We start from the raw sequence: 25,979 nt of genomic DNA on the forward strand, positions 1-25,979 counted from the left end.
CTGGCTGGGTCATGAGAGAGGTATTGGCAGTAGAATCGGGGGTTCCGCCCGGCATACCGGCTTTCCCCCCAATCTTAAACGCCTACTCCATGTCAGCTCCCCACTCTACCGATCGTTGGATCGTCCTCAAGTTCGGCGGCACCTCGGTGTCGCGTCGTCATCGCTGGGACACGATTGGAAAACTGGCGGGCAAACGGGCGAACGAAACCGGCGGCCGCGTGCTGGTGGTGGTGTCTGCGCTCTCCGGGGTGACCAACGAACTCACCGCCATTGCCGATGGTGCGGCCGACAGCGCGCAGCGCGTGGCTGCGCTGGAGCAGCGTCATCGCGCGTTCGTTGCCGAACTCGACCTGGATGCCGAACTGGTACTGGGCGAGCGGCTGGCCGCGCTGCACGCACTGGTTGGCGATGCGCGCGCCGCAACGCGCACGCTCGATTGGCAGGCCGAGGTGCTGGGCCAGGGCGAATTGCTGTCGTCCACGATCGGTGCGGCGTATCTGCGCGCCAGCGGTCTGGACATGGGCTGGCTGGACGCGCGGCAGTGGCTCGCGGCGTTGCCGCCGCAGCCGAACCAGAGCGAATGGTCCAAGCGCCTGTCGGTGTCGTGCCAGTGGCAATCGGATGCGGACTGGCGCGCGCGTTTCGATGCGCAGCCCACGCGCTTGCTGATCACGCAAGGTTTTATCTCGCGCCATGCCGATGGTGGCACCGCGATCCTGGGCCGTGGCGGTTCGGACACCTCGGCGGCGTACTTCGGTGCCTTGCTCGGCGCCAGCCGCGTGGAGATCTGGACCGACGTGCCGGGCATGTTCAGCGCCAATCCGAAAGAAGTTCCGGATGCGCGCCTGCTGACCCGGCTGGACTATTACGAGGCGCAGGAAATCGCCACCACCGGCGCCAAGGTGCTGCATCCGCGCTCGATCAAGCCATGCCGCGATTCCGGCGTGCCGATGGCGATTCTGGACACCGAACGCCCGGAGCTGCCAGGCACCAGCATCGACGGCAGTGCCGAACCGGTGCCTGGCGTCAAGGCGATCAGCCGCCGCAACGGCATCGTGCTGGTGTCGATGGAAGGCATTGGCATGTGGCAGCAGGTGGGCTTCCTGGCCGATGTGTTCGCGCTGTTCAAGAAGCACGGCCTGTCGGTGGACCTGATCGGTTCGGCCGAGACCAACGTCACCGTGTCGTTGGATCCATCGGAGAATCTGGTCAATACCGATGTGCTGGCCGCGTTGTCGGCGGATCTGTCGCAGATCTGCAAGGTCAAGATCATCGTTCCCTGCGCAGCGATCACCCTGGTCGGGCGCGGCATGCGCTCGCTGCTGCACAAGCTGTCCGATGTGTGGGCCACGTTCGGGCAGGAACGCGTGCACATGATTTCGCAGTCGTCCAACGACCTGAACCTGACCTTCGTCATCGACGAAGCCGATGCCGATGGCCTGTTGCCGATCCTGCATGCCGAACTGATCGACAGCGGCGCGATGCCGGTCGGCGAAGGCGAGGTGTTCGGCCCGCGCTGGCGCGAGATCATCGGCTCGGTGCGCGCGCGCGCCACGCCTTGGTGGCATGCCGAGCGCGCGCATCTGCTGTCGCTGGCCAAGGCCGGCACGCCGCGCTACGCCTATCACCTGCCGACGGTGCGCGCCCGCGCACAGGCGCTGGCGCAGATCGGCGCGGTGGACCAGCGCTATTACGCGATCAAGGCCAACGCGCATCCGGCCATCCTGATGGCGCTGGAACAGGCCGGGTTCGGGCTGGAGTGCGTGTCGCACGGCGAATTGCGCCGCGTGTTCCAGGTGCTGCCGGAGCTGTCGCCGCGGCGCGTGCTGTTCACACCGAGCTTTGCGCCCAAGGCCGAGTACGAAGCCGCATTCGCGTTGGGCGTGACCGTCACCGTCGACAACGTGGAGGCGTTGCGCAACTGGCCCGAGGTGTTCCGTGGCCGCAACGTGTGGCTGCGCATCGACCTGGGCCACGGCGATGGCCACCACGAGAAGGTCAATACCGGCGGTAAGGCGTCCAAGTTCGGTCTGTCGTCCACGCGCGTGGATGAATTCGTGGAGGCGGCGCGCACGCTCGAGATCACCATCACCGGCGTGCACGCACACCTGGGCAGTGGCGTGGAGACTGGCGAACACTGGCGGATGATGTATGACGAACTGGCCGGTTTCGCGCGCCGTATCGGCACCGTGGAGACCATCGATATCGGTGGCGGCCTGCCGATTCCCTACAGCGCCGAAGACGAGCCGTTCGACCTGGAGGAGTGGGCCAAGGGCCTGGCCGAGGTCAAGTCCGTGCATCCGGGCTATCGGCTGGCGATCGAGCCGGGCCGCTATCTGGTGGCCGAAGCCGGGGTGCTGCTGGCGCAGGTCACCCAGGTGATCGAAAAGGATGGCGTGCAGCGCGTGGGGCTGGATGCGGGCATGAACACGCTGATCCGTCCGGCGCTCTACGATGCCTGGCACGACATCGAGAACCTCAGCCGGCTCGACGCGCCGGCCGATGGCAGTTTCGATATCGTCGGGCCGATCTGCGAATCGTCGGACGTGTTCGGCAAGCGTCGCCGGCTGCCGGCCACCACCGCGCCGGAGGATGTGATGCTGGTGGCCGATGCCGGTGCGTACGGGTATTCGATGGCCAGTACCTACAACCAGCGCGAATTGCCGCGCGAAGAGGTCATCGATGCGCCCGCTGGCTGAGTTCGTGGCGCTCAGCGCGCTGGCCGGCGGCGTGTCGATGGCGATCTCCGCCGCCATCGAGATGGCCGGCCTGCGCCTGCCCTGGACCGACAGCCTGAAGTGGGTGCTGCCCGCGTTGCTGGCGGCCGGCATGGGCGCATGGTGGGCGGGCCGCTGGCAACGTCGCCGTCAGGCGCGCATGCCGGTACGGCAGGCCGGCGGCATGGCGCTGCGCACGGTGTTGTTGAGCGGGCTCGGCTATGTGCCTGCGCTGCTGCTGTATCTGCTGGTGGCGCTGGCCGCGACCGGGGATGCGAAGGTGATCGGTACGCAGGTGATGCTGCTGTTGTTTGCGGTCGGTTGCCTGCCACTGCTGTGGGCCGCGCTGCCGTTTTCCATGATTGAATATGTCCTGTGCCGACGTTATCTGCGTCGTTTGCACGTTCCTGCAGGTAGTCCATGAGCGCTTTCGACAAACACCAGATCTCCACCTTCCGTTTCGTGCGCTGCGCGCTCGACGCGCAGACCGGCGTGGCGACGCTGGTGTATGCCTTCGACCAGGGCCCGGAATTGGTGGAGACCGTCGCCGTGCCCGGTGCACCCTTCGTGCTGGAGGGCGCGCATGCCGTGGCGGTGCAACAGGCCTTGCGCCTGCTGCACCTGATCGCGGGCGTGAGTTACTACAAGGCCGCGGTGCCGCCGACCATCGCCATCGACGATTACAGCATCGATGCGGACACCGCCGCGTTGGTGGAAAGCGTGTATCTGCATGGCCTGGGCGAATTCGCCTACCGCAATGGCTTGAACCTGCATGGCAGGATCGCGTTTCCGGTGGCCGCGCAGGCAGCTGACCAAGCGCCTGCGTTGGGCTTGCGCGAGCATGCATTGGTCGCCATCGGCGGCGGCAAGGACTCGCTGGTCAGCATCGAAGCCTTGCGCCATGCCGGTATCGATCAGACCGTGAGCTGGATCGGCGGCTCGCAGCTGATCCGCGCCTGCGCCGAGCGGACCGGCCTGCCGGTGCTCAATATCGGCCGCGTGCTGGCGCCGGAGTTGTTCGAGCTCAACCGCCAGGGCGCATGGAATGGGCATATCCCGGTCACGGCGGTGAACTCGGCCATCCTGGTCTTGTCGGCGCTGCTCACCGGCGTGGACCAGGTGGTGTTCTCCAACGAGCGTTCGGCCAGTTACGGCAGCCAGATTCCCGGCACCGGCGAAGTGAATCACCAATGGTCCAAGGGCTGGGCGTTCGAGCAGGCCTTCGGCGAGTACGTGCAGCGCCATGTGGCCGCCGACCTGCGGTACTACTCGTTGCTGCGGCCCTTGTCCGAGTTGGCGGTGGCACGCCAGTTCGCCAGGACCGATCACTACGACGCGCATTTTTCCAGCTGCAACCGCAACTTCCACATCATGGGCGAGCGGCCGGTGCACCGTTGGTGCGGGGTGTGCCCGAAATGCCACTTCGTGTTCCTCGCGCTGGCGCCGTTCATGCCGAAGACGCGACTGGTCGGCATCTTCGGGCGCAACCTGCTCGACGACAGCGCGCAGGCCGCTGGCTACGATGCGTTGCTGGAATTCCAGGACCACAAGCCGTTCGAATGCGTGGGCGAAGGCCGCGAATCGCGTGCGGCGATGGCGGTGCTGGCCACGCGCGCGGAGTGGAAGGAAGACGCGCTGGTGAAGCGCTTCGTCCGCGAGATCCTGCCGCAGCTGGAGCCGCAGGCGCTGCAGCTGGAGCCGCTGCTGGCCCTCGATGGCGAGCACCGCATTCCGGCTGCGCTGTGGGAGCGCGTGCGTGCGAATTTCGCAGCTTGAGGGCAGGGCGGTTGCGTTGTGGGGGTGGGGCCGCGAGGGGCGCGCCGCCTATCGTGCCTTGCGTGATGCGCTGCCCGCCCAGCCGCTGACGGTGTTCTGCAATGCCGAGGAGGCAGGTGAGCTTGCGATGCTGGGCGATGCGGCACTGCAGATGGAAACCGATGCCAGCGCGCATGCACTGGGCCGCTTCGAGATCGTGGTGAAGTCGCCGGGCATCAGCCCCTACCGCGCCGAGGCGCTCACTGCCGCCGCAGCGCATGGCACCCAGTTCATCGGCGGCACTGCGCTGTGGTTCGCCGAGCACGCGCAGGCCGGGGGCGACGTGCCGGGCGCCATCTGCATCACCGGCACCAAGGGCAAGAGCACCACCACTGCCTTGCTGGCGCACCTGCTGCGCAGCGCCGGGCACCGCACCGCGCTGGTCGGCAACATCGGCCAGCCGTTGCTGGAAGTGCTGGCGCCGCAGCCGCCGCCGGAGTACTGGGCGATCGAGTTGTCCAGCTACCAGACCGGTGAGGTCGCGCGCAGCGGCGCACGCCCGCAGCTGGCGCTGGTGTTGAACCTGTTTCCCGAACACCTGGACTGGCACGGCGACGAGGCGCGCTACGTGCGCGACAAGCTGTCGCTGGTGACCGAGGGCCGCCCGCGGATCGCCTTGCTCAACGCCGCCGACCCGCTATTGCGCGGTCTGCAGCTGCCGGCCAGCGAGGTGCGCTGGTTCAACCAGCCCGAGGGCTGGCACCTGCGCGGCGAGGTGGTGTACCGCGGCGAGCAGGCCGTTTTCGATACCGCCGATGTGCCACTGCCCGGCGAACACAATCGCCGCAATCTGTGCGCGGTGCTGGCTGCGGTGGAGGCGCTGGGGCTGGATGCCGCGGCGCTGGCGCCGGCCGCGCGCAGTTTCCGTCCGCTGCCCAATCGCCTGCAACTGCTCGGCAGTGTCGACGGCGTCAGCTACGTCAACGACTCGATCAGCACCACGCCGCATGCGTCGCTGGCGGCGCTGGCGTGCTTTGCGCAGCGGCGCGTGGCCCTGCTGGTGGGAGGTCATGACCGCGGCCTGGATTGGCACGATTTCGCCGACCACATGGCGCAACAGGCGCCGGTGGAAATCGTCACCATGGGTGCCAATGGCCCGCGCATCCATGCCTTGCTGGCGCCGCTGGCCGCGTCGGGGCGTTTCGGTCTGCACGCCGCCAGCGATCTTGAGGACGCGATGCAGCTGGCGCGCGCTGCGCTGGGCGAGCAGGGGGGCGTGGTGCTGTTGTCGCCGGGCGCGCCCAGCTTCGGCGCGTACAGCGACTACGTGGCCCGCGGCCGCCATTTCGCGCAGCTGGCCGGGTTCGACCCGGCGGCGATCAGTGCGATTCCCGGGCTGGGCGTGCAGTAAGCAGCGTGCCGGTCTCCGCTTGCGTGGTCGCACGGTCCATCGGCAATGGCGGCAAGGGCGACGCGCTCACGCCGTGGGCAGGGTTCGCTGCGCCGGCTCCGGGCAGGCCGGCGAGAGAAGCATTGGCGTCGACGCGATCGTCATCGCTGCCGGTATCGCCGGACAACGTCAGCTGATCTCGGCCGGCAGCGTTCAAGCCGTCTTCGATCGAAGCAGGTCCGGATAGCGTGCAGCAAGTATGTTCGCGCCGCCTTCGCGGGGACGTTGCCCCGTGGTGGGCAGTGGTGGGAGCTGCGAGTTGGCTCATGGCCGGTCACTCGCCTGCTGCCAGCCTGCGCCGCGACCGGTGCTGCACAGCGATTGGGCCTACACTGCATGCACATCTCCCGGAGCAAGCACATGCACAAGCAATGGTCGTGGAGCCGCGTGGGCCTGGTCGGCGTCCTGGCGTCGCTGGCGTTTCCGGCAATGGCCGCGATGCAGGCCAAGCCGCTGGAATGGAAGGTCGGCAAGGACACCTTCAGCGGCGTGTTGGTGTACGACGATGCCGGCGATGCCAAGCGCCCGGGCTTGGTGATGGTGCCGAACTGGCGCGGGGTCAACGACTCGGCGGTGACCAAGGCCAAGCAGCTGGCCGGCGACGACTATGTGGTGCTGGTGGCGGATGTATACGGAAAGGACAAGCGTCCGGCCAACGACAGCGAGGCTGGGCAGTTTGCCGGCGCCCTGAAGAAGGACCCGCCGACGCTGCGCGCTCGTGCGCTCAAGGCGGTGGAGGTACTCAAGGCGCAGGCCGGCAAGGCGCCGCTGGATGCCGCCCGGATCGGTGCGGTGGGGTTCTGCTTCGGCGGCACCACGGTGTTGGAACTGGTGCGTGCGGGCGTGCAGCTGGCCGGGGTGGTCAGCCTGCACGGTGGCATCGCCACGCCCAGCCCGGCGGTCGCAGGCTCGGCCAGGGCGCCGTTACTCGTGCTCAATGGCGCCGATGACAAAGGCGTGAGCAAGGCCGACATCGCCGCGTTCGAGAGCGAGATGAATGCTGCCGGCGCCGATTGGCAGTTCGTCAACTTCAGCGGCGCGGTGCATTGCTTCGCCGAGGCCGATGCGAACAGTCCGCCCGGATGTCTGTACAACCCACGTGCCGCCAAGCGCGCGTACCGCATGTTGGGTGACTTTTTCGACGAGCGGTTTGGTTTGTAGCGGGGATTGGTGATTCGGGATTCGGGATTCGCAAAAGCGCGGTCCCGTCGTTCGAATTTTCCCGTGAGTTTGTGCCCAGGGGTTTACGCTGGCCCTATCGCCAGGCGATCGAATGCCGGGATTCGCAAAGACGCGATCAAGCCGCGTTTACGAATCCCAAATCCCAAATCCCATCCGGCGCGCCCAGCGCGCCGGATCAATGCGTGCGCTCGACCGCGTAACGGGCCAGGCCGCGTAGCGCGGCCAGCGCCGGGCTGGCGGGCAGCGCGTCCAGTGCCTGTTCGGCGGCGCTGGCATAGTCGGCCGCGCGCTGACGGCTGTAGTCCAGCCCGCCGGTGGCATGGATTGCGGCCAGCACTTCCGGCATCGCCGCTGCATCGCCTTGTTCGACGATCTGCCGCAGGCGCTGCCGCGTGGCCTCGTCCGAGTGTGCCATCGCGTGGATCAGCGGCAGCGTGGCCTTGCCTTCGGCCAGATCATCGCCCAGGTTCTTGCCCAGATCGGCGGCTTCGGCGGCGTAGTCGAGCACGTCGTCGGCGATCTGGAAGGCGAAGCCCAACTGCATGCCGTAGTCGTACAGCTGCTGCTGTACGTGCGCATCCGCACCAGAGGCCAGCGCGCCCAGGCGAGTGCCGGCGGCGAACAGCACCGCGGTCTTGCGCTCGATCACGCGCAGGTAGGCGGCCTCATCGGTATCGGGGTTGTGCACGTGCAGCAGCTGCAGCACCTCGCCTTCGGCGATACGGTTTGTGGTGTCGGCCAGGATCTGCATGACTTCCATGCGGTCCAGCTCGACCATCAGCTGGAAACTGCGCGAATACAGGAAATCGCCGACCAGCACGCTGGGCGCATTGCCCCACAGCGCATTGGCGGTGCTGCGTCCGCGACGCAGGTCCGACTCGTCCACCACGTCGTCGTGCAGCAGGGTCGAGGTGTGGATGAACTCGATGATCGCCGCCAGCTGATGGTGCTCCGGGCCGGAGCCGCCGGCTGCGTGACCGGCCAGCATCACCAGCATCGGGCGCAGGCGTTTGCCGCCAGCGGAGATGATGTGGTCGGCAATCTGGTTGATCAGCACGACGTCCGACGCCAGGCGACGACGGATCAGTGCATCGACCGCGGCCATGTCGGGCGCGGCGAGGGACTGGATCTGGGGCAGGCCCAGGGCGGTGGGGAGGTCTTCGGCGATGGTCATGCGCAGGCGTTCGTGATGTGCCTCGATTATAGGTGCCCCGGCCGGTTCCGTCCCGCCGCGTGTGCCGGTGGCACCTTGGGCAGGGTGGAAACCGTTGCGGCGCCTCGCCTGCGCAACGGCCGGCAGACATGGATTCCCACCTGCCAGCGCGGTGTTTCCCGGCCCGTCGACGGGCCGTATGGCGGCACCCGGGCGTGGCAGGTGCGGTAACATTGGCCCCAAGACATTCACCGCCGTGCCGCTTCGGCGCTGGCGCATCATCGGAAGCATTTATGGCCCGCGGCATCAACAAAGTCATCCTCGTCGGCAACCTCGGCAACGATCCCGACACCAAGTACACCCAGGCCGGCATGGCGATCACCCGAGTGAGCCTGGCCACCACCAGCGTGCGCAAGGACCGCGACGGCAACAACCAGGAGCGCACCGAGTGGCACCGCGTGGTGTTTTTCGGCAAGTTGGGCGAGATCGCCGGCGAATACCTGCGCAAGGGCTCGCAGGTCTACGTCGAAGGCGAGCTGCGCTACGACAAGTACACCGGCCAGGACGGCGTGGAGAAGTACAGCACCGACATCGTCGCCAACGAAATGCAGATGCTCGGCGGCCGTGGTGAAGGGGGCGGCATGGGCGGCGACCGTCCGCAGCGCTCGCAGGCCCCGCGCCAGCAGCAGGGTGGCGGCGGCCAGGGCGGCGGCGGGTACGGCGGCGGTGGTCAGGACTATGCCCCGCGCCGTCAGCAACCGGCCCAGCAGCAGTCGGCTCCGCCGATGGACGATTTTGCCGATGACGATATCCCGTTCTGAACAGCACTCGATCCAGTAGTGTTGATGAGAGAAGCGAGAAGCCCCGTTCTACGGGGCTTTTTTCTTTTTGGCTCTTCGCGTATTCGTGTGGGTGCCCTGAGGCCCTTGGAGGTGCCGTGAGTCCTGGAAACAGGCCGTTCGCGGCGGCCCTGGAGATTGTGCATGCTGCGCTGAGGTGTCGGCACGGTGTTCTGCATGAAGACGGGCCGTCGGCTGAGCGAGTTGTTCCTTCCCTGGCTTTTCGGCAGGAATGCTCGTCTTAGAGCTCAATAGAAGAAGCCAAGCAACCTTTCCTGCACGGCCCAATCCTGTCTTGCAGTGCACGACCACCCTTTGCCCGTCAGGCAGTTCGCGAATCAGAATGGGGCTAGCTCTTTCCACGGTGACAGGACGTGTTCGTCTGGTGCATTGCCGTCCGTAATAGATATGCCAAATCAAGCCATGGTCGTTGGCTTGAGTAGACAGAGAGGAGATCCTGAGCTCCTCAAACTCGTACGGTTGGCACAAGTAGGGCTCGACACGTCGGAGTCCATCCGCCCGCGCCGCCACTTGCAAATTAGGCGTATATCCCTAATAGTCGGGTCGTTCGCTCATTAGTTGGGTGTATACGTCTAATGCAAACGCTCGCGGAGCTAGGATTGGCCGTCGCCCATCGCCGGCGCGCCCTGCGCATGACCCAGGCCGATGTGGCCGCGCAAGCGGGGGTGTCGTCGGACACGCTGTCTCGGTTCGAGCTGGGGAGGGTGTCCGAGTTCGGATCCCGAAAGCTGCTTGCTGTCCTGTCCGCCCTAGGCATGGAGCTGGAGTTCAAGGAGGAGGGGGCCGCCGGCAACCTCGATGAGCTCCGGAAAGAGCACATGACGCCGCGCCGATGAAACTGTCTGTCTACGTGCGCGGGCGTGAGGTCGCCTCGCTGGAGGATCTGAACAGTTTCACGAGCCGGCTCAGTTACCACGATGATGTGAAGCAAGACGACTTCGTGTCACTCACCATGCCGGTGCGGCGGGAGCGGTGGGACTGGGACGACCAGCTGCACCCGATCTTCCAGATGAACCTGCCCGAGGGCTACTTGCTGCAGGTGCTGCAGGAGCAATTCGGCCCCCACATCGGCGGCAGCCCAATGAACCTGCTGTCGGTGGTCGGCAGGAACATGATCGGGCGCATCCAGATCGCGCCTCCTGACGCCGCGCTTGATGAGCCGGCCAAGCCAGTGGACGTGGCCGCGCTCCTGCAGGGCGACAACTCCGCCGACGCCTTCGCAGAACTGGTGCGCGAGCATGCCACCAGCGGTGTTTCTGGTGTCGTCCCCAAGTTCCTGGACACGGAGAAGCTGGCCGGCCTGGGCAACCACCAGAAGGGAACGCTGTTCACCCACCGGCACATCATCAAGGGCTCATCCCCGCACCTGCCGTTCGTGTCCCTCAACGAGCACCTGTCGATGCAGGTGGCGGCGAAGGTACTGCCCACGGCCAAGACTGAAATCTCGCGCGATGGCCAGGCGCTGGTCGTGGATCGCTTCGATGTGGATGACGACGGCCAGCTTCTATGGGGCATGGAGGACTTCTGCGCGCTGCTCGGCATGCGGCCGGCGAACAAGTACGAAACCACGTGGGAGCGGATCGCCAGGGCTGTTCGCGATCATGTTCCTGCCGATCGCAGGATGGGGGCGTATCGACATCTCGCCACGGTTGTTCTGTTGACCTATGCGCTCAGGAATGCCGACTGCCACGCGAAGAACGTGGCGCTTCGGTACACATCCCGCCGCGACGTTGAAGCCACGCCTGTCTACGACATGCTCACTACGGCAGCCTATGGCCAGTACGCCAAGAACCCGCCAGGCATCAGCCTGGGTGGTCGCAAGACTTGGGATCCGGGGCGGACCCTGCAGCAGTCGATCGTGTCGGTATTCGGGGTGCCCGCGCGCGAGCAAGCTCTGATCGTGGAGCAGATTGGCCAGGCAATCTCCGAGGTTGCGCCGGCAGTGCGAGAAGCAGTCAACGAGCATCCGGGCTTCCGCGAGATCGCCAAGCGGATGCTCCTGGCGTGGCAGGAGGGCCTAGGCATGCTGCGCAACAAGCGCACCTACAACCTTGGGGAGCTGGATCTTGGCGAGTCTTTCCGTGGACTGTCCGACTCCGAGCCGGTGAACGCCCAGCGGGTTGTTATTGGCCGATCCGGCCTTGCCGATTCGGATCCGATGGGCTGACCAGTTAACGAGGCCGGATTGCCATCGCCTCTGAGGCAGTTGCAATGATCAGTTTGGTTTTTGCCCATGCGGGTATCGCGCCAGGACCGAGCAGCTATTGCCAAGGCCAAGGGTAGGGACCAGACAGTGTCAAGCTGAGTGCCGACTGTCCGTGTTGAGGATCAATGCCCTAACTCAGGTCTTTCCCTCTCGGAAGAATGCCATCAGCAGCAATGGCAGGGAGTCATCGCCCGACGTTCCATCACCTTCATGCAGCGACTCGTGCGCCGGACGTGGTGGCCTGCGACATGGGTTTCGTGCACTGCGTCTTGCAAAAAAGCGATTGTCTACTCTATGGTGCAATCGATACGGTGCAATCGATTGAATCGCCGCGAATTTTCAGCATTTGATCCCGGTTGGGAGGCCGGAATACGGATGTCCATCAGATCGAGCGGGCCGGCGCCGGCCCCGGGATTCACGAGACGAGATGCGCTGCGGGTTGCTGTTGCCGGGAGCCTTGGCCTTGGCGCGACGAGTGTGTTGCCTGCGCTTGCCGTTGACGCGTCGCGCAAGGCTACGGGCGAGGGCAAGGGCAAGCTGAAGCTGAAGCATTCCGTGGCCCGCTGGACGTTCCCGCAGCAGTCGGTCGCCCAGCTTTGCCAGACGGTGAAACGGCTAGGGTTCGCTGCCATCGATCTGGTCGGCCCGGCAGATTGGCCCACGCTCAAGGCCAATGGTGTCGATAGCTCGATGTGCAATGGCGCAGAGATCGGCCTGGACAAGGGCTTCGCCAACCGCCAGTTCCACGACCAGCTGGTCGAGCGCTACACGCGGCACATCGATCTGGTGGCCGATGCCGGCTATCGCAACCTCATCTGTTTTTCCGGCAACCGGAATGGCATGGATCCGCAGGACGGCATGGCCCACGCCGAAGCCGGACTCAAGCGCATTCTCGGGCATGCGGAAAAGCGTGGCGTCGTACTGGTGATGGAACTGCTGAACTCCAGGGTCGATCATCCCGACTATCTGTGCGACCACTCGGCGTGGGGCGTGGAGCTGTGCCGGCGGATCGGCTCGGAACATTTCGGCCTGCTGTACGACATCTACCACATGCAGGTCATGGAGGGCGACATCATCGCCACCATCGGCAAGCACCACGCGTTCTTCAAGCATTATCACACTGCGGGGGTGCCTGGTCGGCACGAGATCGGAGACGCTCAGGAACTCCACTATCCCGCCATCTGTCGCGCGATCCGCGATACCGGTTTCGATGGCTATCTGGCGCAGGAATTCATTCCTACCGCGCCGGATCCCGTCGGTTCGTTGCGCGAGGCGATCCGCCTCTGCGATGTCTGAAACGCTATCCACCCAGGTGAAGTACAACCCATGGCAGACAATCACTACGACGCCATCGTCGTCGGTTCGGGAATCAGTGGCGGTTGGGCGGCGAAGGAACTGACCGAGAAAGGTCTCAAGGTGCTGATGCTGGAACGCGGACGCAACATCGAGCACGTCAAGGACTATGTCAACGCGATGAAGGAAGTGTGGGATTTCCCTCACTACAACCGGCCGACCCAGACGATGAAGGCCGACTATCCGGTGTTGCGACGCGACTACGGCCTGGTCGAGAACCTGCAGGGCATGTGGGCCAACGAAAAGGAATCGCCCTATACCGAGATCAAGCGATTCGACTGGTACCGCGGCTATCACGTGGGTGGGCGTTCGCTGCTGTGGGGACGGCAGAGCTATCGCCTGTCGGACCTGGATTTCCAGGCCAACCTCAAGGACGGCATCGCCACCGATTGGCCGATCCGCTACGCCGACATCGCACCCTGGTACGACTACGTGGAGAAGTTCGCCGGCATCGCCGGCACGCGCGAGGGCCTGGACGTATTGCCCGATGGTCAGTTCCTGCCGCCCATCCCGTTGAACATCGTGGAAAAGGACGTGGCCGCGCGGATCAAGAAGGCCTTCGGCGGAACCAGGCACCTGATCCATTCGCGCACCGCCAACATCACTCAGCCGATGGCCGAGCAGGGCCGCGTCAACTGCCAGTATCGCAACAAGTGCATCCTGGGTTGTCCGTTCGGCGCTTATTTCTCGACCCAGTCGGCGACGCTGCCGGCGGCCATGAAGACCGGCAATCTGACCTTGCGCCCCTTCTCGATCGTCAAGGAAGTGCTCTACGACAAGGACCGCAAGCGTGCGCGGGGCGTGGAGATCATCGATGCGGAGAGCGGCCAGACCTATCAGTACACGGCCAAGGTCATCTTCCTCAATGCGTCCTCGTTCAACTCGACCTGGCTGCTGATGAACTCGGCCACCGATGTCTGGGAGGGCGGGCTGGGCTCTTCGTCCGGCGAGCTCGGGCACAACGTGATGGACCATCACTTCGGCGCAGGCGCCTCCGGCCGGGTCGAGGGCTATGAAGACAAGTACTACTTCGGCCGTCGTCCGTGCGGGTTCTACATTCCGCGATTCCGCAATGTCGCCGCGGACAGGCGCGGCTACCTGCGCGGGTTCGGCTACCAGGGCGGCGCCAGCCGCACCGGGTGGTCGCGCGAGATCGCCGAGCTCAACATCGGCGCCGACCTGAAGGATGCGCTGACCCAGCCGGGCGATTGGCGCATCGGCATGACCGGATTTGGCGAAATGCTGCCTCACCACGACAACACGATTCGCCTGGATCCGCAGCGCAAGGACAAGTGGGGGCTGCCGGTGCTGGCGATGGATGTGTCCTTGCGCGCGAACGAAAAGGCCATGCGCAAGGACATGGCGGCCGATGCCGCCGAGATGTTCGAGGCCGCCGGCGTCAAGGACGTGCAGATGCACGACGACGACTACGCCCCAGGCAAGGGCATCCACGAGATGGGCACCGCGCGCATGGGTCGCGACCGCAAGAATTCCGTGCTGAACCAGCACAACCAGGTCTGGGACGCGCCGAACGTCTATGTCACCGACGGCGCCTGCATGACCTCCAGCGCCTGCGTGAATCCCTCGCTGACCTACATGGCGTTGACCGCGCGGGCCGCCGATCACGCCGTGCGCGAGCTGAAAGCGGGGAACCTGTGATGGACCGCCGCGAACTGTTGAAGATGATCGTCGCCGCCACGGGCGCGGCCATGGTCGGCCTGCCCGCGCTGGCCCATGCACAGGCGCCGGCCGCAGCAGCGAAGACGCTGTTCTCCTCCGCCGATATCGGCATGCTGGACGAGATCGCCGAGACCATCCTGCCGCGGACCGGAACGCCGGGGGCGAAGGACGCCGGCGCCGGCCCGTTCATGGCGCAATTCGTCACCGACTGCTACACCGCCCGCCAGCAGGCGGCGTTCCGCGCCGGCCTGCGCGAGATCGACAAACGCGCAGGCGGCCGATTCGTATCGCTGGCGCCGCAGGCGCGCGCCGAACTGCTGCGTGGCCTGGATGCGGAAGCCAGAAAACACGCCGTCAGAACGACCGATACCGGCACCGCCGAGACGGCGGATGCGATGCCGCATTACTTCACGATGATCAAGCAGCTCACCATCTTCAGCTTCTTCAGCTCGAAGGTCGCCGCCACCGACGTGCTGCGCTACGTCGCCGTGCCGGGCCGCTACGACGGCGACATGGCGTATGCCCCCGGCACGCCCGCCTGGGCGACCAACTGATGGATCGCAACGCTACGCTCCTGCGCTATTTTCCCGGGAACACCATGACCAGACCTTTGCTGATGGCGGCCTGCCTGTTGGCAGCGTTGCCTGCGCTCGCGCAGACCAGCGGCAACCCGTCGCGCGACCCGGCCAAGACCGAGGTGTGGACGCCCGTTCCCGCGATCGTGGCCACGCCTCCGGGCGGCGCGCCTTCCGACGCGATCGTGTTGTTCGATGGCAAGAATCTCTCCGCCTGGGAGTCGGAGCAGGGCGGACCGGTGCCCTGGAACGTCACCGACGGTGCGCTGACTGTGGTCCCGGGAAGCAAGGGCATCCGCACCAAGCAGCGCTTCTGCGATATCCAACTGCATGTCGAATGGCGCACGCCCACCGCGACCCGCGGTTTCCAAGGACAGCAGCGCGGCAACAGCGGCATCTTCCTGCAGGAACTGTATGAGCTGCAGGTGCTCGACAGCGACAACAACCCGACCTACGCCAACGGCCAGGCCGGCGCGATCTACAAGCAGGCCATTCCGTTGGTGAACGCGTCGCGTGCGCCGGGCCAGTGGCAGTCCTACGACATCATCTGGAAAGCGCCCCGCTTCTCGCAGGGGGGCGGGCTCACGTCGCCTGGGCGCATCACCGTCCTCCATAACGGCGTACTGGTGCAGAACGACACCGTCGTGTCGGGTAAGACCGAGTACATCGGTGCGCCGTCGTACGCGCCGCATGCCTGCGCGCCGATCTACCTGCAGGAACACGATTCCAAGGTCAGCTATCGCAACATCTGGGTGCGCACGCTGTAGCGCCGGCGTGCGGCTGGCGCCGGTCGCTTGGAGCGGCCAACGAAACGTAGCGAGCAGTCGTCCGGTGGGTGTGGGCCGCGCGGAGGAAACGCAGCGTACGCGTGGTACATGCCGCACCGAGCACCGGCCGCACCCGCCTGGCGGTGGGCACAGCCGCTATCCGTTGCTCTTATTGCACGAGGAAGCTGGCGATCTCGTCGAGTTCCTGTTGCGATAGCTGGGCAAAGGGCGGCATCAATCCGCCGCCCTTGCTGATCTTCTCCTTGATCTGCGCAGGCTGCAGCCGCTTGCCCACGTCGGTCAGCGCGGGAAATGCGGGCGGCATGCCTGCGCGATTCGCGCCGTGGCAGGCCGTGCAGTGTTGTGCGTAGAGCTGTGCGCCGGCCGTCGGCGCGTCCTTGGACCACGCCGTGGTCGCCAGCGTCGGCCCCAGCAGCGCCACCGCCAGTATCAGGATCGGTTTCAAGCGAAGCTCCTTCGCGCTAGCGATGCGTACGGGCGGGCAGGTGTACCCGCAGGTAGTCGGCACCGGTCCGGACGACCGTCGCCGGATCGCGCGGTTGGTCGTGTTCGATGATGTACCAGCGCACGCCAGCCCCGGCCGCGGCAGGCAGGATCGCGTTCCAGTCCAGCACCCCCCGGCCTACCGCGGCGAAGCCGCCCTCGTCCTCGGCCTGGCCTTTGGGGGCATTGTCCTTGGCATGCACCGCGAACATGCGGCCCTTGAACTTGCCCAGCATCATCGCCGGGTCGTAGCCTGCGCGCGCAACCCAGGCCAGGTCCAACTCGGTCTTGAGGTCGGGGCCGGCTGCTGCGAACAGCAGTTCCAGGCCGGTCTTGCCATTGAAGTCGACCAGTTCGAAGTCATGGTTGTGGTAGGCCAGTTGCATGCCCTTGGCCCGCATCCGCTTGGCGATCCGGCCCAGTTCCTGGCCCAAGGCGGTCCAGCCCGCGGCATCGGCCGGCCGGTCCTTCTCGTCCAGGTAGGGCACCACCAGTGTCGTGTTGCCGATCGAACGGTTGAACGCCACCACGCCGTCCAGGTCCCTGCGGAGTTCGGCCAGTTGTACGTGCGAGGAGATCGCCTTGATCGAATACTTGTCCAGCAGTTGCTTGAGTTCGGCGGCGCTGACGTTCTGCGTGCCGACCGTTTCCACCGCGCCCACGCCCGCGTCGTGGACGATCCTCAGCTGTTGCTCGAGCGAGCCGGCGTTGCGCAGCGTGTACATCTGCACCGCGATGGGTTTGTGCGGGCCGGCAGCGTCGCGTGCGAAGGCGGGCAGGGCGGCGAGCAGCAGCAGGGCGAGGGCCGCAGTCTTGCGTGTAGGTGTAGGCATCAGAATATCCTCCCGGGATTCAATCGATGGATGTCCAGCCGCGTGTTCTGGCCGATGTGATGACGCGATCGACGATCAGCGCCGAGCGCACGCCGTCTTCGAAGGTGGGCAGACCTTCCGGCCGCTCGTTGTCGATGGCGCGATAGGTGTCGGCGACGAACGCCTCGAAGCAATTGCCGTAGCCCTGCGCATGCCCGGCCGGCAGCACCGACAGCCGGCGTTGTTCGTCACTGCCGGCACCGGGCCCGCGCACGAAGATCTCCTCGCGCTGGTCGGGCAGGCCGATCCACAGCCGTTCGGCGTTCTCCTGGTCGAACGCCACGCTGGCCCTGGCGCCGTCGATCTCGAACCAGAGGCGATTGCGGCGTCCCGCCGAGACCTGACTCACCGTCAACGATGCCAGCGTGCCCGCGCCGGTTCTGAACATTGCCGCGGCCACGTCCTCGCTGGAGACCGCCTGCATCGCGCCGCCCGCCGCCGGTGTGCTGAAGCTCTGCCCGGTGACGGCGCCGCGTTCGGCGATCACGGTCGCGAACGCCGCGCTGACCTCGACGAAGCGCTCGCCGCCGACCCATTCCACCAGGTCGCACCAGTGCGAGCCGATGTCGGCGAACACGCGCGATGCGCCGCCCAGCGCCGGGTCCACGCGCCAGTTGTTGCTGGCAGGGTCCAGCAGCCAGTCCTGCAGATAGCTGCCGTGGATCAAGCGCAGCGGCCCCAGTTCGCCCTGCGCGATCCGCGCGCGCGCCTCGCGGACCACCGGATGGTAGCGGTAGACGAAGGGAACCGTGGCAACCAAGCCGGTCGAGGCGGCCAGTGCCGCCAATGCCTGGGCGTCCTGTAACGTCGTGGCCAGGGGTTTCTCGCAGATCACGTGCTTGCCGGCCTCCAGCGCGGCCTGCGCCATGGCGCGGTGCAGATGGTTGGGCGTGCACACGTGCACCACCTGCACCTGCGGATCTGCGACCACGTCCTCGATGTCGCGATAGGCACGCGGCACCTCCCATGCCTGGGCCGCGTCGCGTGCGCGTTCCAGGGAAGAGGCGGCAATGCCGCGGATCTGCGCACCGGCCAGCAGTGCCGCGCGACGATGCACGGCGCCGATCATGCCGGTGCCGACGATGGCGATTCCAAGCTTGCTCATCGAACTGGACCTCAGCGCGTTGAAGGAACGGCGGCGACGACCGGCCGGTCGCGGAACAGCAACAGGAAGGCGACCAGCACGATCAGCGCCACGCCTGCCGGGAACAACCAGATTTGCTGCCAGTCCGGACCGGCCGCGGTGGTGTAGTGCTCCACCACCGCGCCGGACAGGAACGTGCCGATCAACATGCCCACGCCGTAGGTGGCCAGGGTGATGAACCCCTGCGCGCTGCTGCGCGCAGCGGGGCCGGCATGCGCATCGGTGTAGATCTGGCCGGTGACGAAGAAGAAGTCGTAGCAGATGCCGTGCAGCACGATGCCGATCACCAGCAAGGCGAAGCCGCCGCCCGCATCGCCGAAGGCGAACATCACGTAACGCAGCACCCACGCCGCCATGCCCAGCGCCAGCATCGTCTTGACCCCGAGCCGCGCGAACAGGAGCGGCATGGCCAGCATCAGCAGCACTTCGGACACCTGGCCCAGCGATTGCAGGCCGGCTGCGCCGCGCACGCCCAATGCGTTGAGATACGGGTTGGTGAAGTTGTAGTAGAACGCCAGCGGGATGCAGATGGCGATGGATGCAAGGAAGAACACCAGGTAGGAGCGCGACTTCAGCAGCCGCAGCGCGTCCAGTCCCAGGATCTGCCCCAGCCCGGCGTCGCGCTGTCGCGCCAGCGGCGGCGTATGCGGCAGGGTGAAGGCATACAGGCCCAGGGCCAGCGATGCCAGCGCCGCCATCCGGAACGTCAGCTCGAGCCGGTGCGCCTGTTCCCAGCCCAGCCAGCCGATCAGCAGGCCCGCCACGATCCAGCCGACGCTGCCGGCCATGCGCACGGGTGGGAACTGCTTTTCAGGCGATTGCATGTGCCGCATCGCCACGCTGTTGGCCAGCGCCAGCGTCGGCATGAACAACAGCATGTAGGCCATGACGTAAGCGGAGAACACGCCGAAGCTCGCCGCCGTGGACGCCAGCCACAGGAGCACCGCGCCGGCGAGATGCAGCAACGCGAGAATGCGCTGCGCCGCGAAATAACGATCCGCGATCAGGCCAACCAGGAAGGGTGCCAGGATGGCGCCGATGGACTGGCTGAGGAAGGCGGTCGCCACCTGGCTCGCGCTGGCCTGGAGAGGGCCCTGCACCAGGTACGTGCCCAGGGTCACGAACCATGCCCCCCAGATGAAGAACTGCAGAAACATCATCGCGCCCAAGCGCGACATGGTGTGCGTCATGGCTTGCCCTCCCAGGCGGTTCGGCTCAGATCCCCAGCGTGCGGCGCAGTGATTGCGGATCGGCGCCGCTGTCGGCGAAGTCGTCGAAGGCGCGCTCGGTCACGCGGATGATGTGGTCGCGGATGAACGCCGCACCCTCGCGTGCGCCGTCTTCCGGATGCTTCAGGCAGCACTCCCACTCCAGTACAGCCCAACCCGGAAAATCGTACTGCGCGAACTTCGAGAAGATCGTCTTGAAGTCGATCTGGCCGTCGCCCAGCGAACGGAACCGCCCCGGACGGTCGATCCAGTCCTGGTAGCCGCCGTAGACGCCGCTGCGCGCGCTTGGGCGATACTCCGCGTCCTTGACGTGGAAGATGCCGATGCGCGCGTGATACCGGTCGATGAAGCCCAGATAGTCCATCTGCTGCAGCAGCAAGTGGCTGGGGTCGTACAGGATCCTGGCGCGCGGATGATGGTCCACCACATCGAGGAAGCGCTCGAAGGTCGCGCCGTCGTGCAGGTCCTCGCCTGGGTGGATCTCGAAGCACAGGTCCACGCCACAGGCATCGAAGGCATCCAGGATGGGACGCCAGCGGCGACCGAGTTCGGCGAACGCCGCTTCCACCAGCCCTGGCGGGCGCTGCGGCCAGGGGTACATGTACGGCCAGGCCAGCGCGCCGGAGAACGTGGCGTGCGCGGTCAGGCCTAGACGCTGGCTGGCCTTGGCCGCCAGCAGCAACTGTTCCACCGCCCAGGCCTGGCGGGCGGCAGGATCGCCGCGCTTGTCCGACGGTGCGAATCCGTCGAACAGGTGGTCGTAGGCGGGGTGGACGGCGACCAGTTGCCCCTGCAGGTGCGTGGACAGCTCGGTGATCTGCAGGCCATGCCCGGCCAGCATGCCGGCGATGTCGTCGCAGTAAGCTTGGCTCTGCGCGGCCTGGGCCAGATCGAACAGCCGGGGCGCGCTGGTGGGGACTTGTACGCCAGAATAACCCAAGCCCGCAGCCCAACCGGCCAGCGTGTCCAAACGATCGAAGGGAGGTTTGTCGTCAATGAACTGCGCCAGGAACAGCGCTGGACCTTTGAGCGTCTTCAACGTGATTCGCCTCGATGCAATCGATTGAATCATCCTAGCACGGGCGTCCCGCAAGACCCGTTGTGCACTGCACAGCAGAAAGAAGAACCAATGCCATGGCAACAACCATCTACGACATCGCAAAGCACGTCGGCGTCACTGCAGGCACCGTGTCGCGCGCGCTTTCCCGGCCGGAGAAAGTCCTGCCGGCCACGCGCACGCGCATCGAGCAGGCGGCCGCCGCGCTGGGCTATGTCCCCAACACGGTGGCCAGGACGCTCAAGACCCAGCGCAGCGGCAAGCTGCTGGTCACCGTTCCGGATATCGCCAATCCGTTCTTTGCCCAGATCCTGCAGGGCGCGGAGGACGCCGCGCAGGCGGTCGGCTACGCGGTCCTGCTGGGCGATACTCAGCACCAGGCCGACCGCGAGGAGCGCTATGCGCAGATGCTCCGGCGCAACGAGGCCGATGGCCTGATCGTGCTAGGGCACCGGCTTCCGCCGACGGCGCGCCAGATCGTCAAGCAACTGGGCGCCGCCGCGCCGGTGGTCAACGGATGCGAATTCGATCCGGCGCTGGGCATCCCCAGCGTCCACATCGACAACGCGGCCGCCGCGCGCGCCGTGATGGAACACCTCTACGGCTTGGGCCACGAGCGGATCGCCGTGGTGGGCGGTCCGCCCGACAACCCGCTGCACCGGCAACGGCTGGAAGGGGTGCGGACTTCCTGCAAGGCGCGTGGCCGTGTGCGCAAGCTGACCGTGGTGCCGGGCGACTTCTCGGTCGAATCCGGCCATGCGGCTGCGATGGCGCTATTGACCCACGCGCCGGCGCCGACCGCGATCTTCTGCTTCAGCGATCAAATGGCGCTGGGCGCGCTGGCGGCCTGCCGGGACCTGGGCATCCGCGTGCCGGATGCGCTGTCCATCGTCGGCTTCGACGACCTGGCATCGTCCAGTTACCTCACCCCGCCGTTGACCACCATCCGGCAACCCATGCGGGAGATCGGTGTGCGCGCAGTCAATCTGCTGCTCGCCATCATCGAAAGGGAAGACGTGCCGCTGCAGCAGACGCTGGATTTCAGTTTGATGTTGCGCGGATCCACTGCTGCGCCGAGGGAGAGGTGAGCGCAGCGGGAAGGGCCATCGGGACTGTTGGCGCAATCGCAGAAAGTGACTCGGCCCGCTCGCGCGGGCCTTTTCGATGGCGGCGATGAGCCGGGCGGTGAGCCGCTGCGGGATGCGCGAGGCCAATGGCTGAGTCAGCTGCCATTGCCGCGAAACGGATGCGCTGAGTCGGGCGTCGGCGCCACGCCGACATTTGGCCGACATCGCTGCGGCACGCTGCGTCCGCACCGCTGCTGCAGCGTGCCGACCAGCTCGGCCGCTGCCGCGGGGCTCCCCTTTCATCGAAGACCGCGCCCATGACCCTGTCCCGCCTTGCGCTCGCTGCGCTGTTCGCCTTGCCCGCAACTGCCGTCGCCCAGTCCACTCCGCAAACCGATCCGTCGTTGTCCGAGCAGGGCCCCTATCGCTGGGGCATCGGACTCGGCGTGGTGGCCCTGGATAGCCCGTTCGCAGGCGAGGGGACGCGGACCAATCCGATTCCGCTGGTGCTGTTCGAAGGCGAGCGCTTGTTCTTCCGCGGCATCAGCGGCGGCGCCCACCTGTTCCAGGGCGAGACCTTCGGCCTGGACGCGATCGTGGCGCTGCGCGTGGATGGCGTGGATGCCGACGATCTGGGTGCGGCAGAGCTGGCCCGCAACGGAATCGACCGTGCGCGACTGGACGACCGCGACCACAGCCTGGACATGGGGCTGGCAGGGGCCTGGCGCGGCGCAGCCGGCGAGCTGGAACTGACCGCCAAGGCGGACGTCACCGGCACCAGCGATGGGTACGAGCTGACCGCACGCTACGGCTATGCCATCGACATCGGGCGCGGCCAGCTGACGCCGAGTATCAGCGTCAGTCACCTGTCCAAGGATCTAGCCAATTACTACTACGGCACGCTCGATGAGGAAGTCGCGCGCGGCGTGGTGGACTACAAGCCCGGTTCGGCCACCGTGCCGACGGTGGGGCTGACCTATGTGCGGTCGATCGGCGCACGTTGGCAGTTCCTGACACGCCTGCAGTACAGCGTATTGCCCACCGCGTTGAGCGACAGCCCCTTGCTGGAGCCGGATCGCGACGGGGTCGGTTCGGTGCTGGTCGGCCTGGCATGGGGCTTTTGATGGACCGCGCAAACTCCACGCGGTGCGTTGCGATGCCGGGTGCACGGCCATGATCGCCGCCGCACTGCTCTGCGTGCTCTTGGCCTGGATGGCAGCGATGACCTACGTCTACCGCTTCCGCGGCCAGGCGCGCTACGCCAGCGTGCGTCAGTACCTGCGCAAGAGCTGGCCGGTGTTCGCGCTGCCCAACGTGGTCCTGTATGCCAACACCCGCGCGGCGGCGCGCGGGCCGTTCGTACCGTTGCGGCTCTATCGGAGACTTCCGGATCTGGCGCGGCACTGGGAGACCATTCGCGACGAAGCCATCGCGCTGCTGGACGGCGGCGGCTTCGAGGAGGCACGGCGCGAAGGCGCGGTGGCCTCTTTCGACGTGGGTTTCCGGACCTTCTACAAGTACGGCTGGAGCCGCTACTACCTCCGCTGGTATGGCGCGCCGCATGCATCGGCGCGTGCCAGCTGTCCGCGCACCCTGGCGCTGCTGGCAGGCTATCCGGAGATCCGCGCGGCGATGTTCGCGGTGTTGCCGCCGCGTTCGGCGCTTACCCCGCATGCCGATCCGCTGGGATGCTCGTTGCGCTATCACCTGGGCCTGGCGACGCCGAACGCGCCGCGGTGCTTCATCAACGTCGACGGGCATGACTGTGCATGGCGCGATGGCGAGGCATTCGTGTTCGACGAGACCTACCTGCATTTCGTGCGCAACGATACCGATGCGCCGCGCTTGATCCTGATGTGCGATGTGGAGCGGCCGATGCGCTGGCCAGGGCGGTTGTTCAATCTGGCCTACACGCAGGTGGCGCGCGCGGCGATGACGCCCAATGACGCGCGCGACCGGCGCGGACCGGTGAGCGCCCTGTTTGCGCGCGTTGCACCGTGGATGGCGGCCGGCAAGCGCCTGCGTGCGCAGTGCCGACCGCTCTATGCCTTGCTCAAATGGACGATCAATCTGAGCCTGCTCGGGTGCATGCTTGCGTTGGTTGCCGGCACGGCCGCTGCGCTGCGGTGGCTGCTGCATGGCTGAGCGCGAGCAACGATGGATGCCACGGCTGTGGTCGGCGCTGCCGTGCCTGTTCGAGGCCATCGGCCGTGCGCTGGGTATGATGGTCCCACCTTCGAGAATCACTATGCCGATGACGCAACCGGTCGCCGCCACGCAGGTGTTGCAGGTCCTCATCATCGAGGACAACCGCGCCCTGGCGGCCAATATCTTCGATTATCTGGAGGCCTGCGGGCACCGGCCCGACGCAGCGCCGGATGGGCAGTCGGGCCTGAATCTGGCCATCGGCAATCGTTACGACGCGATCGTGCTGGACTGGATGCTGCCGCGCATGGACGGAATGAGCGTGTTGCGCAAGTTGCGCGAAGAGCATGCCTGTCGCACGCCCATCATCATGCTCACCGCCAAGGACCAATTGGAAGGCAAGCTGCTGGGTTTCGAGAACGGGGCCGACGATTACCTGGTCAAGCCGGTCGCGCTGCCGGAACTGGAAATCCGCCTGCGCGTGATGGTGAGCCGTGCCCGCGCCAGTGCAGCGGCCGGCAACGTGCTGCAGGTGCACGACCTGCGCTACGACCTGGACCGGTTGGCGGTATCGCGTGGCGGGCGTGCGGTGGTGCTGTCGGGTACCTTGCGCAGTGTGCTCGAACTGCTGATGCGCGAATCGCCGCGTGTGGTGCGGCGTGACCGGCTGGAGCAGTTGATCTGGGGCGATGTCTTGCCCGAGGGCGACCTGTTGCGCTCGCATATGCACGTGTTGCGGCGTGCGCTGGATCAGGAGGGCGAGCCCAAGTTGCTGCATACCGTCACCGGTGCCGGCTACCGTCTCGGCGGAACGGGCGAATGAGTCGCGGCGGCCGTCCGCGCAGTCTGCAGTGGATGATCAGCGCCAGCTTGCTGATGTCGTGCGCGGTGCTGGCGTTTGGCCTGTCGGTGCAGGGCCTGCTCAGCCAGGAGGTGATCGAGGATCCGATCTGGCAGCAGCTGCTGACCGTCAGTACCGAGAACGTCGCGCGCCTGCCGCAGCAGGAGCAGCAGCAGGCATTGCCGCGCAGCGGTCCGGTCAAGGGCTGGCTGCTGCGCGAAGGCGCGCCGCTGCCTGCCGACATGCCCGCGTTCTTCGACGGGCTTGCGCCGGGCTATTACGGAGATGCCGAGCTGGACACGCAGGGCGATCCCTCCACGCTGGCGAAGCTGATGTCCATCGTCCGCCCGCACTGGGGGCCCTTCGCCGACGACACGGGCAGCGTGCGCCACGATCGCAGCTATTCGGCGCTGGTGACTGCGTTGCCGCAGGGGCGATTGATCATGAGCATCGAGCTGACGGCATTGGAGGACAAGCAGAACGGCAGCGTGCAGCTCAGCGTGCTGTTCTTCATCTGCAACCTGGCGATGATCGGGTTGGTGATCTGGTGGTTGTTCCTGGGATTCGCCCGGCCGGTGCAGGATCTCGCCCGACGCATGCGCCGACTGGATCCGCTGCAGCCGGCGCAGCGGTTGCCCACCGATTACCGCAAGAGCGAGCTCAACACCATCGCGCGCGAGGCCAACGCGCACCTGGAACGGGTGGAACGTGCCATCGAGCGCGAACGCAGTCTGCTGGATCAGGCCAGTCACGAGTTCCGCACGCCGCTGGCGGTGATCTCCGGTGCGGCCGATGTGCTGCACAAGCAGCAGTTGCCGGAGCGGGCGCTTGGTCCGCTGCACCGGATCGACGAGGCGGTGGACAATCTCACCCGCATCATGGAAGCGTTGCTGTACCTGTCGCGCGAACCCACGCCTGCCGAGCGCCGGCAGGTGACGATCCTGCACGGGGTGTTGCCCGAACTGGTGCACGATCACCTGTACCTGGTGTCGGCCAAGCCGGTGGAGTACCGCATCACTGCGCTGGAACCGCTGACCCTGCAGGCGCCCGAGTCGATGGTGCGCATCGCAGTCGGCAACCTGCTGCGCAATGCGGCCGATCACACCTATGCAGGCGATATCGAGGTGAGCGTGTGCGACCACCAGCTGCGCATCCGCGATTCCGGCGAAGGCTTCGACACCGCGCTGGCGGCGCAGCGCTACACCGAGTCGTTGAAGCAGTCGGTCAAGCAGGGCGGCGGCGCTGGGCTGGGACTGTTCCTGACCCGGCGCATCTGCGAGCGGTTCGGCTGGCGTCTGCACCTGGAATCCTCGGCCGCACAGGGCACCCTGGCGATGATCGACTTCCGTCCCTAGCGGCGGCGGGCGGCGGGGCAATGCCTTGCCGTCCTGTGGCTGCCCCGGGGTTTGCCTGGCGTGGCCG

Annotated in this window: 23 protein-coding genes and 1 other RNA gene; 17 read left to right on the forward strand and 7 right to left on the reverse strand. The window is 66.3% G+C overall.

All coding sequences use genetic code 11. The annotated features are described in order from the left end of the window. The first annotated feature begins 89 nt into the window (after positions 1 to 89). The 5 genes from LL962_RS06270 (at position 90) to LL962_RS06290 (ending at position 7,083) form a co-directional block, all read left to right on the forward strand. Complete coding sequence (locus tag LL962_RS06270) at positions 90 to 2,699, forward strand: bifunctional aspartate kinase/diaminopimelate decarboxylase (RefSeq protein WP_228316311.1); 2,610 nt, start codon at positions 90 to 92, stop codon at positions 2,697 to 2,699. Further along, on the forward strand, positions 2,683 to 3,141 hold the full coding sequence (locus tag LL962_RS06275; RefSeq protein WP_228316312.1) for a hypothetical protein: 459 nt from the start codon (positions 2,683 to 2,685) through the stop codon (positions 3,139 to 3,141). The genes LL962_RS06270 and LL962_RS06275 overlap by 17 nt, the downstream gene beginning before the upstream one ends. Continuing rightward, positions 3,138 to 4,493, forward strand: coding sequence for a UDP-N-acetyl-alpha-D-muramoyl-L-alanyl-L-glutamate epimerase (gene murL, locus LL962_RS06280; RefSeq protein ID WP_228316313.1), 1,356 nt, complete (start codon positions 3,138 to 3,140; stop codon positions 4,491 to 4,493). Before LL962_RS06275 ends, murL begins: the two co-directional genes overlap by 4 nt. Next, positions 4,474 to 5,883 (forward strand): UDP-N-acetylmuramoyl-L-alanine--D-glutamate ligase, encoded by a 1,410-nt coding sequence (gene murD, locus LL962_RS06285; protein WP_228316314.1) that lies wholly within the window; start codon positions 4,474 to 4,476, stop codon positions 5,881 to 5,883. The genes murL and murD overlap by 20 nt, the downstream gene beginning before the upstream one ends. A gap of 399 nt (positions 5,884 to 6,282) precedes the next feature. Next, positions 6,283 to 7,083, forward strand: coding sequence for a dienelactone hydrolase family protein (locus tag LL962_RS06290; protein ID WP_228316315.1), 801 nt, complete (start codon positions 6,283 to 6,285; stop codon positions 7,081 to 7,083). 196 nt (positions 7,084 to 7,279) lie between these two features. Here the strand turns inward: LL962_RS06290 and LL962_RS06295 are convergent, their stop codons facing one another. Then, on the reverse strand, positions 7,280 to 8,278 hold the full coding sequence (locus LL962_RS06295) for a polyprenyl synthetase family protein (RefSeq protein WP_104587291.1): 999 nt from the start codon (positions 8,276 to 8,278) through the stop codon (positions 7,280 to 7,282). A 272-nt stretch (positions 8,279 to 8,550) separates the two neighbouring features. Between LL962_RS06295 and LL962_RS06300 the strand changes: the two genes are divergently transcribed. The 7 genes from LL962_RS06300 (at position 8,551) to LL962_RS06330 (ending at position 15,698) form a co-directional block, all read left to right on the forward strand. Next, positions 8,551 to 9,078 carry a single-stranded DNA-binding protein gene (locus LL962_RS06300; protein WP_104587292.1) on the forward strand — a complete coding sequence of 176 codons (528 nt, stop codon included), beginning with the start codon at positions 8,551 to 8,553 and terminating at the stop codon, positions 9,076 to 9,078. A 614-nt stretch (positions 9,079 to 9,692) separates the two neighbouring features. Continuing rightward, complete coding sequence (locus LL962_RS06305; protein WP_228316316.1) at positions 9,693 to 9,953, forward strand: helix-turn-helix domain-containing protein; 261 nt, start codon at positions 9,693 to 9,695, stop codon at positions 9,951 to 9,953. Continuing rightward, the gene (locus tag LL962_RS06310; RefSeq protein WP_228316317.1) at positions 9,950 to 11,284 is read left to right on the forward strand and encodes a type II toxin-antitoxin system HipA family toxin; all 1,335 of its coding nucleotides are present in this window, start codon (positions 9,950 to 9,952) and stop codon (positions 11,282 to 11,284) included. Before LL962_RS06305 ends, LL962_RS06310 begins: the two co-directional genes overlap by 4 nt. A 414-nt stretch (positions 11,285 to 11,698) precedes the next feature. Beyond that, positions 11,699 to 12,619, forward strand: coding sequence for a hydroxypyruvate isomerase family protein (locus LL962_RS06315; RefSeq protein ID WP_228316318.1), 921 nt, complete (start codon positions 11,699 to 11,701; stop codon positions 12,617 to 12,619). A gap of 30 nt (positions 12,620 to 12,649) precedes the next feature. Beyond that, positions 12,650 to 14,335, forward strand: a complete 1,686-nt coding sequence (locus LL962_RS06320) for a GMC oxidoreductase (protein ID WP_228316319.1) — start codon at positions 12,650 to 12,652, stop codon at positions 14,333 to 14,335. After that, positions 14,335 to 14,910 (forward strand): gluconate 2-dehydrogenase subunit 3 family protein, encoded by a 576-nt coding sequence (locus LL962_RS06325; protein WP_228316320.1) that lies wholly within the window; start codon positions 14,335 to 14,337, stop codon positions 14,908 to 14,910. Before LL962_RS06320 ends, LL962_RS06325 begins: the two co-directional genes overlap by 1 nt. A gap of 44 nt (positions 14,911 to 14,954) precedes the next feature. Then, positions 14,955 to 15,698: a 3-keto-disaccharide hydrolase gene (locus tag LL962_RS06330; RefSeq protein ID WP_228316321.1), complete on the forward strand. Its 744-nt coding sequence runs from the start codon at positions 14,955 to 14,957 to the stop codon at positions 15,696 to 15,698. Between the two features lie 34 nt (positions 15,699 to 15,732). Here the strand turns inward: LL962_RS06330 and LL962_RS06335 are convergent. From LL962_RS06335 to LL962_RS06360, 6 genes are all read right to left on the reverse strand, one after another. Next, positions 15,733 to 15,808, reverse strand: a non-coding RNA gene (locus tag LL962_RS06335) — sX9 sRNA. Positions 15,809 to 15,867: 59 nt separating this feature from the next. Beyond that, positions 15,868 to 16,164, reverse strand: coding sequence for a c-type cytochrome (locus LL962_RS06340; protein WP_228316322.1), 297 nt, complete (start codon positions 16,162 to 16,164; stop codon positions 15,868 to 15,870). Between the two features lie 16 nt (positions 16,165 to 16,180). Continuing rightward, on the reverse strand, positions 16,181 to 17,035 hold the full coding sequence (locus LL962_RS06345; protein WP_228316323.1) for a sugar phosphate isomerase/epimerase family protein: 855 nt from the start codon (positions 17,033 to 17,035) through the stop codon (positions 16,181 to 16,183). Positions 17,036 to 17,054: 19 nt separating this feature from the next. Then, positions 17,055 to 18,179, reverse strand: a complete 1,125-nt coding sequence (locus tag LL962_RS06350) for a Gfo/Idh/MocA family protein (protein ID WP_228316324.1) — start codon at positions 18,177 to 18,179, stop codon at positions 17,055 to 17,057. Between the two features lie 11 nt (positions 18,180 to 18,190). Then, a complete protein-coding gene (locus tag LL962_RS06355; protein WP_104587298.1) occupies positions 18,191 to 19,408 on the reverse strand; it encodes a nucleoside permease in 1,218 nt (405 codons plus the stop codon). Between the two features lie 25 nt (positions 19,409 to 19,433). After that, positions 19,434 to 20,486 (reverse strand): sugar phosphate isomerase/epimerase family protein, encoded by a 1,053-nt coding sequence (locus LL962_RS06360; RefSeq protein ID WP_104587299.1) that lies wholly within the window; start codon positions 20,484 to 20,486, stop codon positions 19,434 to 19,436. A 95-nt stretch (positions 20,487 to 20,581) separates the two neighbouring features. Between LL962_RS06360 and LL962_RS06365 the strand changes: the two genes are divergently transcribed. The 5 genes from LL962_RS06365 to LL962_RS06385 all read left to right on the forward strand — a co-directional run bounded on the left by LL962_RS06365 (position 20,582) and on the right by LL962_RS06385 (position 25,912). Next, the gene (locus tag LL962_RS06365) at positions 20,582 to 21,592 is read left to right on the forward strand and encodes a LacI family DNA-binding transcriptional regulator (RefSeq protein WP_228316325.1); all 1,011 of its coding nucleotides are present in this window, start codon (positions 20,582 to 20,584) and stop codon (positions 21,590 to 21,592) included. 296 nt (positions 21,593 to 21,888) lie between these two features. Then, positions 21,889 to 22,695 carry a MipA/OmpV family protein gene (locus LL962_RS06370; RefSeq protein WP_228316326.1) on the forward strand — a complete coding sequence of 269 codons (807 nt, stop codon included), beginning with the start codon at positions 21,889 to 21,891 and terminating at the stop codon, positions 22,693 to 22,695. Between the two features lie 49 nt (positions 22,696 to 22,744). Beyond that, the gene (locus LL962_RS06375) at positions 22,745 to 23,716 is read left to right on the forward strand and encodes an aspartyl/asparaginyl beta-hydroxylase domain-containing protein (RefSeq protein WP_228316327.1); all 972 of its coding nucleotides are present in this window, start codon (positions 22,745 to 22,747) and stop codon (positions 23,714 to 23,716) included. A 139-nt stretch (positions 23,717 to 23,855) separates the two neighbouring features. Beyond that, the gene (locus tag LL962_RS06380; protein WP_208621441.1) at positions 23,856 to 24,539 is read left to right on the forward strand and encodes a response regulator transcription factor; all 684 of its coding nucleotides are present in this window, start codon (positions 23,856 to 23,858) and stop codon (positions 24,537 to 24,539) included. After that, positions 24,536 to 25,912 carry a sensor histidine kinase gene (locus LL962_RS06385; RefSeq protein ID WP_228316328.1) on the forward strand — a complete coding sequence of 459 codons (1,377 nt, stop codon included), beginning with the start codon at positions 24,536 to 24,538 and terminating at the stop codon, positions 25,910 to 25,912. Before LL962_RS06380 ends, LL962_RS06385 begins: the two co-directional genes overlap by 4 nt. The last annotated feature ends 67 nt before the right edge of the window (positions 25,913 to 25,979 follow it).

The organism is Xanthomonas sp. NCPPB 1067 (assembly GCF_020783795.1).
In the GTDB taxonomy this organism is placed as follows: domain Bacteria; phylum Pseudomonadota; class Gammaproteobacteria; order Xanthomonadales; family Xanthomonadaceae; genus Xanthomonas; species Xanthomonas melonis.